Origin of the sequence: Trabulsiella odontotermitis (genome assembly GCF_030053895.1) — a bacterium.
GTDB classification, from domain to species: Bacteria; Pseudomonadota; Gammaproteobacteria; order Enterobacterales; family Enterobacteriaceae; genus Trabulsiella; species Trabulsiella odontotermitis_C.
This window is the reverse complement of record NZ_CP125781.1, coordinates 4,180,257-4,194,552: the sequence shown is the minus strand read 5'-3', so window position 1 is coordinate 4,194,552 and position 14,296 is coordinate 4,180,257. Positions and strand designations below refer to the sequence as shown.

Below are 14,296 nucleotides of genomic sequence, written 5' to 3'. Positions count from 1 at the left end.
GTCAAGTTCCTCTGGGCCGACATCAGGGGGCTAATCGCGCAGTGCGCGGTTGCAAAAAAACGGGATCTCCGCAGGCGCGTAGTCGCCTTGCGGCCCCTGCGGCAGCACCGTGAAACGGTGTGCCGCAAGACCTTGTCGTGGCGCCTGCCGGGTCACAGCTCCTGCGCGGTCGGCCGCAGCAGAATTTCGTTGATGTCCACCTCGTCCGGCTGTTCGATGGCATAGGCGATCGCTCGGGCAACGGCGTCCGCTGGAATCTGCGAGGCCTCGTAGAACGCCTGTATCCCCTTGGCGGTCTCCGGATCGGTGGTGTGGAACTTGAGGTCGGTATCGACCGCGCCCGGCGAGATCACCGTGGTGCGGATGTGGCTGCCGACTTCGGCGCGCAAGCCTTCCGACAGCGCGAGCACAGCGAACTTGCTGGCGCTGTAGACCGTCCCCATAGGCGACAGCACCTTGTGCCCGGCCACCGAAGACAGGTTGATGAAGTGGCCGCTGCCTTGCGCCTCGAAGCGCGGCAGCGCCGCAGCGATGCCGTAGAGCACGCCCTTGATGTTGATGTCGATGATGCTTTCCCACTCATCGACCTTGAGCTTGTTCAGTGGCGCCAGCGGCATGGTGCCGGCGTTGTTGATCAGCACGTCGATGCGACCGAACTTTTCGACGCCGGCAGCGACCAGCGCCTCCAGGTCGTCACGGCGGGTCACGTCGGTCTTCACCGCAATAGCCTGACCGCCCGCCGCGACGATGTCTGTGACGATGGTGTCGAGTCGGTCTTGCCGGCGTGCGCCCAGCACCAGTTTGGCGCCCAGCCCAGCGAGATGGCGCGCGGTGGCTTCGCCCAGCCCGCTGCTGCCGCCGGTGATGACCACGACTTGGTCCTGGATGTTGTTGGAAGTACCCATGTTGTGTTCCTTTGGTGTTGAAGAATGAAGTGCAGTGGATCTGCACGGGATGTCCCGGGCGGGTTACTGGCTGGCCAGCACCCGCACCAGCACCTTCACGGCATCGCGCAGACCATCAATGGCTTCCGGTTCGAGGCCTAGTTGCCTGGAGAGCGTCTCCGGGACAGCCAGCGCAGCGTGGCGTAGATCGGCTCCGTGCGGCGTCAGCGTGATCAGGACCCGCCGCTCGTCCTCGGGATCACGATGCCGGCTGACGAATCCGCCTCGATCCATGCGCTTGAGCAACGGCGTCAGCGTCCCGCTGTCCAGATGCAGTTGCTCGCCCAGTTCACCGACACTGATCGGCGAACGCTCCCACAGCACCAGCATGACCAGGTACTGCGAATAGGTCAGACCCAGTGGTGCCAGTACCGGCCGGTAGACCCTGGTGAGCAGGTTTGAGGCGGCATAGATCGGAAAGCAGATCTGACGATCCAACAGTAGCGGGTCGTCTTCCTTGGGGGAGGTAGTTCCGCTCACTCCGCGTTCATCGGCGCACCTGCCTGTCTTCGTCGTCATGGCGTTTCAGCGTGTACGCACCGACAGCGCCACCTCGATGTTGCCGCGTGTGGCATTGGAGTAGGGGCAGACCTTGTGCGCCTCGGCGACGATCGCCTCGGCCTTGGCCTGGTCGACCCCGGCCAGCGTCACCTCCAGCGCCACCGTCAGGGCGAAACCGCCGCTGCCATTGGGCTCCATGCCGACCTGGGCCACCACGTCCACGTCGTTGTCGCGGATTTTCGCGTCCTGGTTGCGAGTGATGTGGATGACCGCGTTGCCGAAGCAAGCGGCATAGCCGGCGGCAAAGAGTTGCTCGGGGTTGGTCGCGCCGCCTTTGCCGCCCAGTGCCGGCGGAAGAGACAATTGCAGGTCGAGCAGGCCGTCCTCGCTGCGGACGGTGCCATTGCGACCGCCGTTGGCGGTGACACGGGTGGAATACAGTGCGCTCATGGTGTTTCTCCTGATGTGGCGGGTTTGCAAAGATTGCCTAAAATTGTATTGTTACCAATTTAATTGTCAATAGTATATCTTCGCGAAGCAGCACTTCGGAGCCATGCGTAGCATCGGCGCCTGCTGAGGTTTCGGACACGGCTAAACTCCCAGAGGAATGCACATGACGGAAGAACTGCGGATCTCACCATTCGACAAGACCTTGACCTGGATCTGCCTGCCGATCAATCTGCGCAATGCTTCCAGCCTGCAGGAGCCCTATTGGTGCGCATGGGAACCGGGGCGTGAGGCGGACTGGATCAGGCCGATGCCAACCCATCCATCCGTCATCAGCGATCCTACGCGGTTCCCTTTCTATCGCCATCGGATGGAGTTCGAGGAATTCGTTCCTGAATTCAACGAGTGGCTCGCAAGGGATGTGCCTACCGCCTTTCTGGTCGGCATCCGGTCCGATGAAGCGCTCAATCGCTTTCTGGCGGTCAAACGCCGTGCCAGGGTGAAGAAGCGCGCCTGGACGCCGCCTGGTACGCATACGCCGGTCCAGTGGAGCGCAAAGGACCAGCCGGACAGCCGCGCCGTTACCTTCTTTCCGATCTACGACTGGCGGTTCGAGGACCTCTGGCGGTACGTCGCAGATCATGGCCATGCCTTCAACCGGCTCTACGATCGCATGCATCTGGCGGACCTGCCGTTTTCGCAAATGCGTATTTGCCAGCCTTACGGAGACGACTAGCGCAAGGGACTCGATCTGTTCCACAAGCTGGAGCCCGAGACCTGGTTCCGCGTCGTGCAGCGTGTCGCCGGCGCGAACTACGCCGCGCGGTACAGCCGCCAGCGTTTCCTCGGCTATCGAGGCGGGATGGGGTTGCCGCCGACTTTCGATACCTGGCGGCAATACTGTGAATTCCTGCTGCGAAGCATGCCGGGGCCGCTGCGTCAGGTCTATCAGCGTCGTATCGGGGTCTTCATCGACTGGTGGGAGAAGCACAACTACCCGCTGTCTTCCTGGCCCGATGCCGGCATTCCTGAGCTGGAAAACCGCAAGGCCCAACCCTCCTGGCGTCGTGTCGCCCTGTCGCTGCTCAAGCAGGACATGGCGCGCTCACTGTCCTTCGGTTTCGCTCGTCAGGACATCGACACGCTGGCGCTGATCGAGGGGCAATCATCATGAAGCCCTTCGCAAAATACGAATTCGCCCAGATACGCTCGGCCGATGGCGAGGCGGCGTTCTTTTCCCATATGGGCTACTTCTTCGCCAGCCCAAGCGTGCGGCGCGAATGCGGAGGCTATCCGCTCAACGATGGGCCGCTGTACCGCTGGTTCATCGTCCGCCGCAAGGGCGAGGCTCGCGTTCTGGGCTTCATCAGCATCGAGCAGCGCTCCGATATCGTGCGCCTGCGCGAAGGCTACCTGCGCGCTGAGGCGCGCGGCCGGGGTTTGTTCGGTGAACTGCGCCGCCAGGTTCTGGAACATGTCGATGGCCTGGGTCTGATCTGCACGGCGCGCGTGCAGCAGGCTGCTGCAAGGTTCCTCGAACCGCACGGATTCAACGTTCAGTCCTCCCGCGGAAGCTGGGTGACTTTGGAGAGACAGAAATATGCCACAAGTAATCAACCTGACGAACCGGGCCGAAGCCCTGTTCACCGAACTGGACAGCCTGCCGCTGGCGAAGCGAGTCGAAGCCATCAACCAGATCCGGCTGCGGCTGCACGAGCATAGCCCGTTCGCCGATGAGCCGGTGGACTGCGTTCAATGGGTCCGGGGCGAACAGGTTGAGGCCAATGACTACAACCCGAATTCCGTCGCGACGCCGGAAATGAAGCTGCTCGAATTGTCGATCGACGCCGATGGCTTCACCCAGCCCATCGTCACGCATCGCGAGCAGGAAGAAAGCCATGTCGTGGTCGATGGTTTCCACCGTCAGAAGATCGGCAAGAAGCAGGGGCCGATCAGGAAACGATTGCACGGCTACCTGCCGGTGGTTTCGATCAGAAGCGGGCGCGCGGCAACGGCAGACCGGATCGCCGCCACCATCCGTCACAACCGCGCTCGCGGTGTCTATTCCGTGCTGCCGATGACCGACATCGTGGTCAGGCTTCTGCAGACAGGATGGACTGAGGGCGATGTGGCCCGCGAGTTGGGCATGGATGATGATGAGGTGTTGCGGTTCAAGCAGGTGTCCGGCCTGCCTGGTCTGTTCAAGGACCATGACTATTCGAAGTCATGGGATTAGATCTCGCTTTTCCTTGAGAGCCGCAAGCTATCTGGGGGCGTTGCCAACGCCGTCGTCGGGTGTCCCGGCATTCTTTCCCTGGCCGGTGTCGCGATCGCTTGATAGCAAATCCAGGGCTGACAACAGTGCGTCGCCTTCGACGGGACCGGGCAGGACAAGTGTATGGCCGCTCTGGTTGTCGCTGAGCTTCAGCGTCGGGGTCGCGGTAACGCCTTCACGCGAACCTTCGTTCGCCTGCGCCTGAATGATTGCCTCGGTGCGTGTGCTGTCCAGGCAGGCCTGGATTTCCGGGGTGAGTGCCGGGTATTGCATGTTTTCAGGTATGCCGGCCCCGTCGCTGCGGGTTTGTTGATAGATCCAGGTAACCGCCTGCCAGAACGCGGCGTGGCCCCCGGCCTCTCCCGCGCATTCGGCCAGCCGGGCTTGTCGTGTTGCGGCGGGCTCGTGCATGGGGAGCGGCAGATGGTGCCATTGCAGGTTCGCCTCCGGATTCCGGTCGACCCATGCCCTGAGCAGCGGGTAGTAGCTCTTGCAGTATGGGCATTCCAGATCGGCATACAGCACCAGCGTAAAGCGCGCGTCGGCCTTGCCGTAACGCCATGGCGGTCCCGCCTGAAAACTTTGCGAGACGGCGTTGCCCGCACCGGTCTTTGCAGGTGAGCCGGATTGGCTCGTCAAATACCAGGTCGCCACAAGCAACAAGGTGAGCGCGAGAGCCATCAGGGGCCCCAGCATGCGGCGAAGGGGAAAACGAGAGAAAAGAGAAGATTGCATGACAGGTTCCTGATCGCCCACCGCAAGGTCGGGTTGCTTCACACCGGTTCGTCACCACAGTCGAACACAACCGTCCCGTTCCTGGTGCAAACAAAGCGAACTTGACCGAACCGGGTTGTTGGTTGGCCCGGTGCGTCTATCTGGTCACGATGCAGAAAGCCGATGTCCAAATGGCTCGGTGCCGCTGTGTCCGGGTCAGGTGCCGGTGCTGTCTGACTGGATTGGGCTGCGATTCAAGTTCGGGCCGAACCCGTCGATATATTTTGAATATCCAGTTCCGGTCATGTGGCCTGGCGGCGCTGAAATCCGACAACGGCGAGGAGGGAAAAACGGCGCTGGGAAGCGCGACCGCATCTTGGGCGGTGTGTGATGAGAATCACCTGTTCTTATTATTATAACACTCAGATGGCTGGAAATGCACTTGGTTGGTGCTCGATCCCTTCTTAAAGTGGGAGACTTTGTAGTGGCATTACGGAATTAGTTGAATTGCCGTGATGAATTAATTTCAAGAAGGGGAATTATTTAGATGCTCCATGGCAGCTATGACAGCCCATTAGTGCTGTTCTCGTTGGCGGTTGCCATATTGGCATCCTATACCACATTGGTTGTTGCAGGCCGTATCGCGACATCTTCCGGGCGTCCCGCCCGATGGTGGTTGGCAGGCGGTGCCTGCACCATGGGGATCGGGATCTGGTCCATGCACTTCATTGGCATGTTGGCCTTCGATCTGCCGATCGATCTCGGCTACGACTTGCTGATCACGCTGTTGTCACTCCTGTTCGCAGTCGCCGCGTCCGCCTTTGCTCTCTGGATCGTCACGCAAGAAACGTTGACCCACCGGCTACTTGCCGCCGGTGCCATTGTTATGGGTGGCGGGGTAGCGGGCATGCATTACACGGGCATGGCGTCCATGCGGATGATGCCTGGCATCGTTTATGACCCGACGCTGCTCGGACTGTCTGTTCTCGTTGCTATTTGCGGGTCTGCAGTGGCGATATGGTGTAAGTTCGTACTGCGCCATCGTTTCGCGAAGGCCACTCTGTTTCGCCTCCTCGCGGCGATCGTCATGGGGCTGGCGATCGCGGGCATGCATTACATCGGCATGGCCGCCGCGAACTTTCCTGCAGGCAGCATTTGCGGCGCGGCGCAAGGCGGTGTGCATGCACACTGGCTCGCCCTGACCATCATTCTCGCGGTGCTGGCCGTACTGGCCATCGCGCTGATCGTCTCGGTGCTCGAGCAGCGCATGGAATCCCGGACGGCATTGCTGGCGAAAGAACTGGCAGAAGCCAATCAGGAGCTGACGTACCTCGCCCTGCACGACAACCTCACGAAGCTCCCCAATCGCGTCCTCCTTGAGGATCGACTGAACCAGGCCATGGAGCGGGCGCGCCGCGAGAAAAGCCGCTTCGCGCTGATGTTCATGGATCTGGACGGCTTCAAGGCGGTCAACGATGCCTACGGTCATCTGCTGGGCGATATGCTCCTTGTCGCGGCTTCCGGACGCATTGTGGAGAACACCCGCGGCAGTGACACCGTTGCGCGCGTCGGCGGTGATGAGTTCGTGGTCCTGGCTCAGGTGGACGAACCAACCGATGCCGGAGTGTTGGCCAGCAAGCTGGTGGCGGCGATCGGAGAACCGTACCTGGTGAAAGGGCATGAGCTTCATGTCTCGACCAGCATCGGCATCGCCATCTATCCGGGCAACGGCGAAAACCAGGACGAACTGCTGAGCAATGCCGATGCGGCGATGTATCACGTGAAGGGGAAAGGTCGCGACGACTACTGCTTCTTCGAGGCGTCGATGACCGCCAATGCGCACGGTCAGGTGCAACTGCTGCAGGACTTGCGTATGGCGCTGAAGCGCAACCAATTGGCTCTCTACTACCAGCCCAAGTTCACCGCGCCCCACGGTCCGATTACCGGCCTGGAGGCGCTGCTGCGCTGGATGCATCCCGCCCATGGCATGCTCGGCCCGGCGAGCTTCATTCCGCTGGCCGAGAAGACAGGTTTGATCGTGCCGATCGGCGAGTGGGTGCTGAACGAGGCATGCCGGCAGATGGCCGCGTGGCGGGATGAAGGACGTGAGGACTGGACTATCGCGGTCAACCTGTCTGCGGTGCAGCTCGCGCATTCGGGTCTGGTGGACGCAGTGCGCGGCGCTCTGGATCGCCATGGGCTGGAACCGCACCGGCTGGTGCTGGAAATCACCGAGTCGACCGCCATGCGTGACGTCGATAGCAGTCAGGCGATCCTTCAGAAGCTGCATGACATCGGCGTCCGCATCTCCATCGACGATTTCGGGACGGGCTATTCCAGCCTGCTGTACCTCAAGCGCTTGCCCGCAACGGAACTCAAGATCGATCGCTGCTTCGTACACGACCTTGCTTGCGGCACAGAGGATGCCGCCATCGTCTCGGCCATCGTCGCCCTGGGACAGACGCTTGATCTTCGGGTCGTAGCCGAAGGCGTGGAGACGGCCGAGCAGCAGGAATTTCTGACCAGCCTCGGCTGCGATACGCTTCAGGGGTATCTACTGGCGTATCCCATGCAGGCGGATGAAGTGATTGCCCTGCCGGATATCGGCAAGGTGTCTGATGACAGGCCCGCGGCACCGGATGAAATGGAACTGGTCTGACCGGCCGTTCCAACGGAAACACGCCGGCCACTTCCCGGTTCACTCCAATGCGTCCAGGGGCAAAGAGTTGATGCCGCGCGCCCGGTCGATTTTTTCCGCGACCTTGAAGGCGGCATCGAGCTCGCTGATGCCGAACTGCTGCATCAGCTGGTAGCGCTCCGCTTTCTCTTCCGGCTCAGTCATGGCAAGCGCCAGGTACAGGCTGGGCGGGACGGCGCGGAACAGCAGTTCCATCGACTTGGACAGGATCACCCCTTCCGTGAACTTGCCTGCCTCCTTCCTGGCTGAGAGCATCAGGGCTTTCTGTGACGGGTTGAGTTCGCGGAAACGGGCGATCTTCTCTACCTCGTCGGGGGGCATGCTGAGGCAGACCCACCATTCAATCATGTTGAGCATGGGCTCGGCCGCTTTCGGCAGGTCGTCGAGGTTCTGTGTAGCTAGCCAGTACCAGGCCCCCAGCTTGCGCCACATTTTGGTGATTTTCACGACATAGGGCGCGAGCAACGGGTTCTTGGTGATGATATGGCCCTCATCTGTCACGTTGATGATGGGGCGGCCGAGAAACTGATCGCGTTCAGCGATGTTGTTGACCGTGTTGATGAGGCTGATGTACGCGATCGAAAGCTGCGCGTTGTAGCCCTCGCGCGCGAACGTCGCCAGGTCGACGATGGTGATGTCCGCTTCCGGCCACGGTGTCCCGGGCCGGTCGAACATCTCGCCATCGATCCCTTGGCAGAACATATCCATGGCATCCGACATTTCCAGTAAGCGCGTGCGGCGGGTTTCAGGCAGCGTGGAATCACGGCCGCGCTCACGCAACGCATCGCGCACGTCGCGGGTCAACACCGTGCGCTTCTCCGACACGCAACGCTGTGCGGCCTCAAGAATGCACTGTCGGATCAGGCTGCGATCGGCCCGCGTCATTCGGGCTTCCTCTTTGTCCTCGCCGCCTGTGATCATGAGCCGCGCAGTGATTTCCAGTTCCCCGAGCACGTCACGCTGTTCGTCGCCTTCCGCCGATTCCTCTTCTGCTGCGTCGTCGTCCAGCGCATCCGCATCGAGCGTCTGCACCTGGCTTGGCGTATCCACCAGTCGCCAGGCATCGGCAAACGGTGCGAGGCTCACGCCAGCGCCGGGCGACAGCTTGACGCGATGCACAGTGAGGCCCAGCCGCGCCGCGAAATCGCCGAACAGGCCGAAGCTGTTGCCTGCTTCCACGATGAACATCCGTGGGCGATAAATCGCGGTGATCTGGTTGAGGATGTTGTTCAGGGTGGCGCTCTTGCCCGAGCCGGTGGGCCCGAACAGGAACAGGTGCGCATTCATCTGCCGATCGAGGCGGTTTAGCGGATCGAAGGTGACGGTGCCACCGCCGCGATTGAAGAAGGTGATGCCGGGATGGCCTGTTCCCTGACTGCGCCCCCAGACCGGGGCCAGATTGGCCGCGTGCTGGGCAAACATCAGTTGCGTGTACCACTGCCGTTTGTCCTTGCCGGGGTCGTAGACGCAAGGAAGCCAGCGCAGGTAGCTGTTGAGCGGGGCAACTTCGTCTTCCTCACGCACGGGCTGCAGGCCCGCATTGAGCAGGACATTGCCGAGCTGAAGGCCGCGCATATCGAGATCGGCCAGGTCGCGGCCGCGCAGGTAGAACGCCAGCGAAGCGCGGTAGAGCTTGTGCGAACTGCCGATCAGACCGCGTGCCTGTTGCACGTCCTTGAGCGCCTGCTCCGATGCCAGGGTTTCGCCGACCGCTTTTTTTGCCAGATGGTTCAGATGGGCTTCGAGAGTGTCCTGCGGCGTGATCACCAGGGTGAGGCACATGGTCGTGTCTTCGGGCATCTGGTCGAACAGGGCATTGATGGCGTCGCCCCCCTTGCGGGTTTCTCCGGTCAGATGGCCGGTTGCCGGCGGCGTGCGCAAACGGTCGAGCACGATGGTTCGATGGGGCATGCCGTCGAAGAACCAGAGGCCGTTCTCGACATCGGATCTCGGCTGGCCGAAAAACAGCCGCTGCGCGAAGTCAGTGCCGCTGGCAAGTTCCAGTTCGCCTTCTTCGGTGTCTTCAGGATAGGAAGCCAGGCGATAGAAGCGCTCGCGGTCTTCGTCTGTCGGACCCAGCAGCGCCGGTCCTGGATTGAACCAGGGCAGCAACCAGGCGTGGATCGCGGCGGCATCGAGGCGGTGCGCCTGCACACCGGCATTGGCGAGGCCGCCAGCCAGGCGTTCGCAGACGACATTCAGCGCCTGCTCGGGGGATTGCCCGCGCCGGGCCGGCGCATTGCCGACGCGCCGATAGACGACCAGCCGGACACGTCGCGTCTGCCCGCGCCAGGGCAAGCGCGTGACCGTGCGGTCCTCGAACAGCCCTCCCTGCCGGGAGACGGCGCGCAGATGGTGGCCGAAGAAACGGAGATAGAACTTCGTGAACTCGCTTTCCCTGGCCCGGGGCTGAAGGTAGTTTTCAAGCGTGGAAAGATAGCGGTTCCAGTCGGCATCATCCTGGGCATACAACTGCACCACCCATGGTGACTCGTCCAGCTCGTCGAAACTGTCCTGCAGCGCGTTTTCCAGCGCGTCCCGGACCTGAGCCAGCCAGGATGCTTCCCGTCCTTCCGTGCCGATCGGCATCAACTCGAAAAATGCCGCGACGGAAACACCGTCCTCCAGAAGCATGCACCTGGATTCCGGCAGATACTCCACCCACGGCAGCAGGTCGGCAAAGGACGGCGAAACGTCGTACAGCGCCTGCTCATCGGCCAGTGTCGCTGGCCTGTGCCTGGCTGTGTCCCGCTTGCCGGGTTCAGGGATTCCGTGTGCCTCCAGTGACGCAAGATAGCGAGCCCAGGCATCCGATGGAGCATCTGGCGAGGAGCCGCTATTGACCTCTGTCGCCGTAGCGCGGCGTTTGAAAAACGGTCCCATCAGTAGTCCTCGGTCCGTTCGCCCGGCATGGCGTATTGCACGCGCTGGTACAGCGGGAAGACAGTGGTGTAGCCGGGAATTGGCACCGGATCGGTGCCCGCGAGATGCGGAAACACGTACAGGGTGAGATCGGGGTTCGGCAGGCGCTGGAACTGCCGGTAGATCTCGTTTTGCGCCGTGCGGGTATAGCTGGCATTGACCGCAGGTGCGGCCTTCACATCGACTTCGGTCAGCGGACGGCGCAGCGATTGTCTGGCGTCGAGCAACTGCCGTGCGGCCTGACCGCCGCGGGCGCTGCCGCCGGTTTCCTCGTTCCAGATGTCCATCATGGTCTGACCATCGTGGGGCAGCAGTTTTTCCTTGCTGGTCGAGCAGCCGCCAAGCGCTACGGCAATGACCAGCACCGCCAGGCCGTTAATCCAGATCCTGTGCATCAGAAGCACCTCCGAGACGATGATCGACCTTGCGCCCCTTCGGGTCGTAATCGATGGTGAGGGGTTGTTCGAGATGAACCGCGACCCTGGCGCCGGGTTTGACGTACACCGCCGCGAACGCCTGGCCATAGAGCTTGTTCACCCACTGCGACATGTCCTGGACGCCACCGGCGAGGATGCGGCCCATCGCTTCGTTGCCGGAAATGCCGACCGTGCCGAGCGAGCCGTTGTTGTTGGCGACTACCGCCACGCTGCCGTTGTCGGATTTGATCAGCGATGCCGCACCTGCCCCGGCAGCGGTGATCAGTGCCTGAGTGCCGAGATACTGCTGGGCATTGCTGCGCCGTTCACCGCTCACGCAGGGAATGCCGTAGGGATCGCTGATCCAGCCGAGGCCGTCCTGCGTGCTGTTGCCGTTGGCGTTGTTGCTCTGCTGGCGGTTGCCGCCACGCTCGCCATCCTCGGGCACCGTGCGGATGGTGCCGTCATGGAACACGAAAGTGACCGAACGGATTTGCCCGCGCACGCAGGAGAGCGTCCAGTCGCCCGACGCCGTTCCGCTGACGACCGCACCGGCGACATCGGGAATATCGATGCCATTGGCGGTAAGGTTGTCCGGACCGATCAGGACCTTGAAGGGGTATGGATCGTTCACGGTCCCGTCGACAGGCACACGCCCGATCAACGCCGTCATCGAAATCGACCCCATCAACGTGGCGTTCGTAGGTACGGTATAGACGGGCTTCGCCGTGGAGACGCCGGTTGCCTTGCTGCCGGCGTCGACGACTGCATCCCTCGTCGTATCCAGCGTTTTCTGTGCCGGGCCGAAACTGGTCGGGAATGTGAAGTTCCCGGCTGTGCCAGGGGTGCGGCTTTTGTCGTCGCTGCGGGCATCTTCCGGCTCGATCCAGCGCACGCCATCGGCTCCGGGGCCGTCACCAGGCTCCAGTCCCAGCCCGACCGGCAGATCGGCATGTCCGCTCTTGTTGCTCAGGTTCTCGAACTGGCGTTGGAGATCCTGCAGCAGACCCTGAGTTTGCTGGCGTTCGCTGGCGACCTGCTCGCGGTCGTTCTTCAACTGATTGCGCTCAGTTTCCAGGGCACTCTGGATACGGCGATCGATGGCGCCCTCGCGTTGGCGCAGGCGCTCGTTCTCCGCTTTCTGGGTCTTGTTGTCGGTGAGCGCGGTTTGCAGTTCGGTACGCAGCTGCCGGACCTGGCCGACCAAGGTCGCCACCGTATCCCGCGGCGTGTCGCCTTCGATGCCAAGCGCCCTGGCTTCTTCCGGCGTGAGCTGTGTTCCGCCATCGCGGCCGGGCTGGCTACCCCCGCCGGAAAACAGCTTCACGCCGACAAAGACCAGCAACAGCGCCATAGGGATCATCAGCCACTTGAGCAGGCCATTACCTTTCATGACGGCCTCCATTCTTGGCGGTCGGTGCCTTCGGCTCCGGCAGGTTCAGCGCCGCGTTGACGGGACTGATCGTTGGCAGCAGCGATTCAGCCAGGCCGTGTCCTTTGGTCACCAGATAAACCACGGACGTGTCATCGGGCGTGCCGGCCGGCCCCAGCGTGTTGTGCTGGAAGGCCCCCGTCACGAAGTCGCCTTGCAGATCGCGTGGGTCGAGAGACAGCCAGCGTTTCGAGGTGTTGGTGAGGCGCACAGCCGTGACCCAAAGGCCATCGAGCCGCCAAGCGGCGAGCGCCCGGGTGCGTACCGGCAGGGTCGGCAACAAGGTATCCAGCGGCAGGTTGCGTTTCAGATTGACGCGCGTGATGCCGGATACCGGTTCGACAGTACGCAGGGGCGCATAGAGGTTCTGGGCGGCATAGCGTGTCAGCACTACGGGCACCGGCGTCTCGCGAGCTGTGCGAGACACCGTATCCTGCGTGTCGTCGTCAGCCGTTGCTGCCACTGTCAGGTCGCCGTAACGGGTGGGCGCACCCTCGGCCTCGACAATGCGCACGGGCTCCAGCGGTGCCTGACCTGCCGGTGCAGCTTCGGCGGCAATGTCCAGCAGGATCAACGCACCGCTATCGGCGTCCTGCAATTGCAGTCGCGTGGGCTCGATCGGTTCGCTGGCACGCAGGTAGATCGCGCCACCGGCACTCTGGACACGCAGGCGGCCGGCCAGCGATGCCGGGACGCCGACACGGACGTTGCGGTCGATAAAGACGACGCGCTCCCGATCCACATGCAGGGACACAGCCAGCGGCAGTCGCTCCCAGCGCAGGATTTCCAGCGCCTGGACCGCAGTGGGCAGTCCCGCGGTGACCAGGATGCCGAGGAGATAGAGGACGTGTTTCATGGCGTGTCTCCCAATGGGCCGCCGAGGCCGCCGGATGTCGCTCCGGTCGGGGGCACAGGGTCAGGGGTGGTGATGCGCTGCGGCGCGCCGCTGTAGCAGTCGATGGCCAGACCGAACGGGTTGCGTTCCGGATCGACATCCGAGCGCACGACCTTGAGGGGGTAGCGCACCAGCGCCCGCTTGACCTGTTCGGAGCCGTAATATTCATCTGCTGTCACATCCAGCGTGACGATCCAGTCGCGGTCCGAGACGGCCTTGACGCGCAGCGTGGGGTCTTCTCCGTAGCCCCGGCCGGGGATCTCGTAGATACCGCGCACGCGCTGACGCAGCTCGCCGGCCGTGCGGCGATATTCGTAGTCGTGGCGCAGGAAGCTCTGGCAGGATGGCGTGAAGTAAGGCGATAGCACATGGATGTTGCGGGAATAGTCTTCATCGCCATTGACGGGCCAGCGCTGGAGTTGCTGCCAGATATAAAACGAGAACGAATAAACCGACTCTGGCGGCACTTCCCACCATTTCCTGGTGCTGCCCGAGCGCAGGTCCGGCGGCACGTGAATGGTCAGGTCGCGCGGCGCATTCCACCAGCCGATCCCCATGACCAGGGCCACCAGCAGCAAAGCGCCCGCTCCCAGGCGCAGGGTCTTGATATGCGCCTGCAGATGGGTGATCTCGTTCTTGAACCGGCTCATGAGGCGGCCCTCCGCCTGGTTGTCCAGTAGCCCGAACGGGTCACCAGGTCCCGCCCGCCGACGAACTGGGCAATGCCCGGATGCCGTCGTGCGATCCACCATTGGATCTGCCGGTAAAGCCAGGTGTCGGGCCTGCCGCGTTTCTGGCGGCGCAACATGCCGCCGCCGGCAAAGACGCCGGCGGCGATGCCAAGCACGATGGCGGTGGGCGCGATGGCGATCATCGAGAAGATGATCGCCATCGGAATGCCCACCGACAGGCCGGCCGCGCCCGACAGGCCCGCGCACACCCATAGTTCATCGGCCGTGAGGCCGCGAACGACCACGGGATGGCGGTTGAGGCGATGCGGCAGGAACGCTACCGTTCCGTCAGGCCGGACGTCCTGATGCTCAGGCATGCTC

At 62.5% G+C, this 14,296-nt stretch carries 15 protein-coding genes; 5 read left to right on the top strand and 10 right to left on the bottom strand.

All coding sequences use genetic code 11. The features are described 5' to 3' along the window. Positions 1-152: 152 nt before the first annotated feature. The 3 genes from QMG90_RS19945 to QMG90_RS19935 all read right to left on the bottom strand — a co-directional run bounded on the left by QMG90_RS19945 (position 153) and on the right by QMG90_RS19935 (position 1,895). The gene (locus QMG90_RS19945; protein WP_023102467.1) at positions 153-905 is read right to left on the bottom strand and encodes an SDR family oxidoreductase; all 753 of its coding nucleotides are present in this window, start codon (positions 903-905) and stop codon (positions 153-155) included. Positions 906-968: 63 nt separating this feature from the next. Beyond that, complete coding sequence (locus QMG90_RS19940; RefSeq protein WP_031633154.1) at positions 969-1,424, bottom strand: MarR family winged helix-turn-helix transcriptional regulator; 456 nt, start codon at positions 1,422-1,424, stop codon at positions 969-971. 45 nt (positions 1,425-1,469) lie between these two features. After that, positions 1,470-1,895 carry an organic hydroperoxide resistance protein gene (locus QMG90_RS19935; RefSeq protein WP_023102469.1) on the bottom strand — a complete coding sequence of 142 codons (426 nt, stop codon included), beginning with the start codon at positions 1,893-1,895 and terminating at the stop codon, positions 1,470-1,472. A 163-nt stretch (positions 1,896-2,058) separates the two neighbouring features. On the opposite strand from QMG90_RS19935, the gene QMG90_RS19930 reads away from it, so the two are divergent. The 4 genes from QMG90_RS19930 to QMG90_RS19915 are packed head-to-tail and all read left to right on the top strand — an operon-like array spanning position 2,059 to position 4,128. Continuing rightward, positions 2,059-2,628: a phosphoadenosine phosphosulfate reductase domain-containing protein gene (locus tag QMG90_RS19930; protein ID WP_199533723.1), complete on the top strand. Its 570-nt coding sequence runs from the start codon at positions 2,059-2,061 to the stop codon at positions 2,626-2,628. Positions 2,629-2,682: 54 nt separating this feature from the next. Beyond that, on the top strand, positions 2,683-3,066 hold the full coding sequence (locus QMG90_RS19925) for a DUF3440 domain-containing protein (RefSeq protein WP_231115650.1): 384 nt from the start codon (positions 2,683-2,685) through the stop codon (positions 3,064-3,066). Further along, complete coding sequence (locus QMG90_RS19920) at positions 3,063-3,614, top strand: GNAT family N-acetyltransferase (RefSeq protein ID WP_228379834.1); 552 nt, start codon at positions 3,063-3,065, stop codon at positions 3,612-3,614. Before QMG90_RS19925 ends, QMG90_RS19920 begins: the two co-directional genes overlap by 4 nt. Next, the gene (locus QMG90_RS19915) at positions 3,505-4,128 is read left to right on the top strand and encodes an IbrB-like domain-containing protein (RefSeq protein WP_234009660.1); all 624 of its coding nucleotides are present in this window, start codon (positions 3,505-3,507) and stop codon (positions 4,126-4,128) included. The genes QMG90_RS19920 and QMG90_RS19915 overlap by 110 nt, the downstream gene beginning before the upstream one ends. A gap of 27 nt (positions 4,129-4,155) precedes the next feature. Here QMG90_RS19915 and QMG90_RS19910 read toward each other — a convergent pair whose 3' ends face one another. Then, positions 4,156-4,902 carry a DsbA family protein gene (locus QMG90_RS19910; protein WP_023102473.1) on the bottom strand — a complete coding sequence of 249 codons (747 nt, stop codon included), beginning with the start codon at positions 4,900-4,902 and terminating at the stop codon, positions 4,156-4,158. 526 nt (positions 4,903-5,428) lie between these two features. On the opposite strand from QMG90_RS19910, the gene QMG90_RS19905 reads away from it, so the two are divergent. Further along, complete coding sequence (locus tag QMG90_RS19905; protein ID WP_033938205.1) at positions 5,429-7,540, top strand: putative bifunctional diguanylate cyclase/phosphodiesterase; 2,112 nt, start codon at positions 5,429-5,431, stop codon at positions 7,538-7,540. A 39-nt stretch (positions 7,541-7,579) separates the two neighbouring features. Here QMG90_RS19905 and QMG90_RS19900 read toward each other — a convergent pair whose 3' ends face one another. From QMG90_RS19900 to QMG90_RS19875, 6 genes are read right to left on the bottom strand one after another with little or no spacing between them, the layout of a single operon-like run. Beyond that, complete coding sequence (locus QMG90_RS19900) at positions 7,580-10,462, bottom strand: conjugative transfer ATPase (RefSeq protein ID WP_033938203.1); 2,883 nt, start codon at positions 10,460-10,462, stop codon at positions 7,580-7,582. Continuing rightward, entirely contained in the window at positions 10,462-10,896 is a 435-nt protein-coding gene (locus QMG90_RS19895) for a TIGR03751 family conjugal transfer lipoprotein (RefSeq protein WP_023102476.1), read from the bottom strand. Before QMG90_RS19895 ends, QMG90_RS19900 begins: the two co-directional genes overlap by 1 nt. After that, complete coding sequence (locus QMG90_RS19890) at positions 10,877-12,310, bottom strand: TIGR03752 family integrating conjugative element protein (protein ID WP_023102477.1); 1,434 nt, start codon at positions 12,308-12,310, stop codon at positions 10,877-10,879. Before QMG90_RS19890 ends, QMG90_RS19895 begins: the two co-directional genes overlap by 20 nt. Continuing rightward, positions 12,300-13,205, bottom strand: a complete 906-nt coding sequence (locus tag QMG90_RS19885; protein ID WP_283281402.1) for a TIGR03749 family integrating conjugative element protein — start codon at positions 13,203-13,205, stop codon at positions 12,300-12,302. The genes QMG90_RS19890 and QMG90_RS19885 overlap by 11 nt, the downstream gene beginning before the upstream one ends. Then, complete coding sequence (locus QMG90_RS19880; RefSeq protein ID WP_023102479.1) at positions 13,202-13,894, bottom strand: PFL_4703 family integrating conjugative element protein; 693 nt, start codon at positions 13,892-13,894, stop codon at positions 13,202-13,204. Before QMG90_RS19880 ends, QMG90_RS19885 begins: the two co-directional genes overlap by 4 nt. Then, on the bottom strand, positions 13,891-14,292 hold the full coding sequence (locus QMG90_RS19875) for a TIGR03750 family conjugal transfer protein (protein ID WP_023102480.1): 402 nt from the start codon (positions 14,290-14,292) through the stop codon (positions 13,891-13,893). The genes QMG90_RS19880 and QMG90_RS19875 overlap by 4 nt, the downstream gene beginning before the upstream one ends. Positions 14,293-14,296: the final 4 nt, after the last annotated feature.